At 69.9% G+C, this 3235-nt stretch carries 3 protein-coding genes and 1 pseudogene; 1 reads left to right on the top strand and 3 read right to left on the bottom strand.

What is annotated here, in order from left to right; genetic code table 11:
- Nucleotides 1-621: methyl-accepting chemotaxis protein (locus ALA01S_RS33800; RefSeq protein ID WP_238456023.1), on the top strand; the 621-nt coding region annotated here is incomplete at its 5' end.
- A 95-nt stretch (nt 622-716) separates the two neighbouring features.
- Here the strand turns inward: ALA01S_RS33800 and ALA01S_RS33795 are convergent.
- From ALA01S_RS33795 to ALA01S_RS34225, 3 genes and pseudogenes are all read right to left on the bottom strand, one after another.
- Nucleotides 717-1055 (bottom strand): hypothetical protein, encoded by a 339-nt coding sequence (locus ALA01S_RS33795; protein ID WP_066343481.1) that lies wholly within the window; start codon nt 1053-1055, stop codon nt 717-719.
- Nucleotides 1056-1194: 139 nt separating this feature from the next.
- A complete protein-coding gene (locus ALA01S_RS30535; protein WP_066343479.1) occupies nt 1195-2685 on the bottom strand; it encodes a nucleobase:cation symporter-2 family protein in 1491 nt (496 codons plus the stop codon).
- 99 nt (nt 2686-2784) lie between these two features.
- A pseudogene (locus ALA01S_RS34225) lies at nt 2785-3235 on the bottom strand (urate hydroxylase PuuD); the annotation flags it as partial.

Raw genomic sequence — 3235 nt, 5'->3', positions numbered from 1 at the left:
GGCTTCGCGGTGGTGGCCGGCGAAGTGCGCAACCTGGCGCAGCGCAGCGCCACGGCGGCCAAGGAAATCAAGAGCCTGATCACGGACAGCGTCAGCCGCGTGGAGCACGGCTCGCAACTCGCCGACGAGGCCGGCAAGACCATGGAAGAGGTGGTGACGGCCGTGCAGCGCGTCTCCGACCTCATGGCCGAGATCAGCGCCGCCAGCGCCGAGCAGAGCAAGGGCGTGGTGCAGGTGGGCAGCGCCGTGACGCAGATGGACCACGCCACGCAGCAAAACGCCGCGCTGGTGGAAGAAAGCGCCGCGGCCGCCGAAAGCCTCAAGGTGCAGGCGCTGCAACTGGTGCACGCGGTGGCCGTGTTCCAACTGCACAGCCATGGCGGCGCCATGGGCTCGCGGGCGGCTCAAGCCATGGTGCCCGCCATGCCCGCGCCGCTGCAAGCCAAGCCGGTTCAAACCGCCATGGCGTCCGCGTCCGGCAGCAGGGAGTTGGCGACGGCCCCCAACGTGATGCGCCCGGACTTCAGCCGCAAGACCCTGCCCCGCTCCACGCCGCCCGCCGCCGAGCCGCCGCCGGCGCGCACCGGCACCTCGGACAGCGACGAGTGGACGTCGTTCTGAGGCAGCGATAGCGCTGCGTCGAGGCAACATGAGAACGGGCTCCTTCGGGAGCCCGTTTTCGTTGGCGGGGGCCGCGCGGCGGCTCCCAGCGAGCCTCACCCCATCTGCTGGCGCAGCCGCGACGTCTCGTCATGCGCGCGCTGCACGGCCTTCTCCAGCGCCGGGTCGACGTTGCCGCTGGCCCGGCAGGCCTGCACCGCGCGGCCGCCCAACTCCTGCAGCTCGTCCACCATGCCGCGCAATTGATCCACCCCGGCCACCTGCTGCTGCAATTGCGGGCTGCAGGCCGCGCGGGCCTGGCGCGCCTGCCAGTACATCTTGTCCACGCACTCGCGCACCTCGGCCGGCACGGTGTTGCCATACGAAGAACGCTTGGCGTCCTCCGCGCACTGCTCGACCTGGTTGATGCGCTGCCTGAGCTGATCCTGCTGCATGCGACTCTCCCGCAAAGTGACGTTGCCACCGCTGGGCAAGGCCCATGCCGCCAGGCCAGGGCCCGCCAAGGACAACGGGCCCCGCAGGGCCCGTTGTTGGATTTAGGCGCCGCGGCGCCGGCGGTCAAGCCGCCTCGGCTCAGGCATGCGCGTCCTGCGCCTTGGCGGCGGCCACGGCCTCACCGGCGCTGCTGCGCATGCCGTTGAAGAACAGGTTCAGCGCCACGGCGGTGATGGAGGCCAGCAGGATGCCGCTGTCCAGCAGCGGGTGCAGGCCATGCGCCATCTGCTGCATCCAGCGCGGCGCCACCAACGGGATCATCCCGGCGCCAATGGAGAGGGCGACGATGTAGAGGTTGTGCCGGTTGGCCTGGTAGTTGACGGTGGACAGGATGCGTATGCCCGTGGCCGCCACCATGCCGAACATCACCAGCCCGGCGCCGCCCAACACGAAGACCGGCACCGACTCCACCAGCGCCGCCATCTTGGGCAGCATGCCCAGCACCACCATGATCAGGCCCGCGGCCACGCACACCCAGCGGCTCTTCACGCCCGTGACGCCCACCAGGCCCACGTTCTGCGAAAAGCTGGTGTAGGGGAAGGTGTTGAACACGCCGCCTATGACGGTGCCCAGGCCATCGGTGCGCAGGCCCGCGGCCAGCTCCGCGCGGCTGATCGGCTTGCCCGTGATGTCCGACAGCGCCAGGAACATGCCGGTGGACTCGATCATCACCACGATCATCACCAGCGTCATGGTCAGCACCATGACGGGCTCGAACGTGGGCAGGCCGAAGGAAAAGGGCGTCACCACGTCGAACCAGTGCGCCTTGGCCACCTTGTCGAAACCCATCTTGCCCAGCAGCGTGGCCACCACGCAGCCCGCAATGATGCCCAGCAGCACGGCGATGTTGGCCACGAAGCCGCGACCCAAGCGGCTGATGGCCAGGATGACCAGCAGCACGAAGCCGGCCACGGCCAGGTTGTCCAGCGCGCCGTAGGCGGGGTTGTCCACCATGGGAATGGGGCCCAGCTTGAGCGCGGGCGCCGAGGCGCCGGCCGCCGCCGAGGCCGCCGCGGCCTTGGCCGCGTCCACCATGGCCACGAGCTTGGGCACGTCCACCTGCTGCGCCAGGTTGGCCGGGCCGCCCAGGGCCCAACCCACGCCCACGCGCATCAGGCTGATGCCTATCACCGCGATGATGCTGCCCGTCACCACCGGCGGGAAAAAGCGCAGCAGCCGGCTCACCAGCGGCGCGATGGCCATGGAAATCAACCCCGCGCCGATGATGGCGCCGAAGATGGCGCGCGCCCCCTCCACGCCGCCCTGCGCGTTGGCCATGGCCACCATGGGGCCCACGGCGGCGAAGGTCACGCCCATCATCACCGGCAGCCGGATGCCGAAGTGGCGGCCAAAACCCAGCGACTGGATCAGCGTCACCAGGCCGCAGCAGAACAGGTCGGCCGAGATCAGCATCGCCACCTGCTCGGGGCTGAGTTTGAGGGCGCGGCCGATGATGAGCGGCACCGCCACGGCGCCGGCATACATCACCAGCACATGCTGCAGGCCCAGCGCGGCCAGGCGGCCGGTGGGCAATCGTTCATCCACCGGATGGGTCTGGGAAGTGGCCATGGCTTGTCGAAGAAGGTGGTTGAGGGATGAAGCGCGGCCTCGCGGCGCCGCACCTGGGCGCGGCCACGATGGAAGTCGCGTGCAGATTGGAAAAGGGGGTTACTGCGCCGGCGCGCCGCCCTCGTACCAGCGCTTGAGCAGGTCGCGCTCGGCGTCCGTGATCTGCGTGGCGTTGTTCAGCGGCATGGATTTCTGCACCACGGCCTGCTGGTAGATGGCCTGCGCGTGGGCCTTGACGAGCTCGGCCGTGTGCAGCGCCACGTTCTTGTTCTGCACTTGGGCGTTGTGGCAGAGCACGCAGCGCTGCTCCACCACCGCGCGCACCTGCTGGAAGCCCGCGGGCTGCTGCACGGCAGCCAGGGCCGCGTCGCCGCGCGGGGGAGGCGCCAGCCAGAAGGCCAGGCCCGCCAGCGTCAGCGTGCCCACCACGGCGTGCTCCCAGGGCGTGCGCTTGCCTAGCACATGCGCCTTGTGGCGCGAGACGAAGCTGTGGCGGATCAGCGCGCCGGCCAGCATCAGCAGCACCAGCACCAGCCAGTTGTGCGGGCCC

The sequence above is a fragment of the Azohydromonas lata NBRC 102462 genome (assembly GCF_001571085.1).
Classification (GTDB): domain Bacteria; phylum Pseudomonadota; class Gammaproteobacteria; order Burkholderiales; family Burkholderiaceae_C; genus Azohydromonas; species Azohydromonas lata.
Note: the sequence above shows the minus strand (reverse complement) of the source record. Positions and strands in the feature narration are given on the sequence as shown.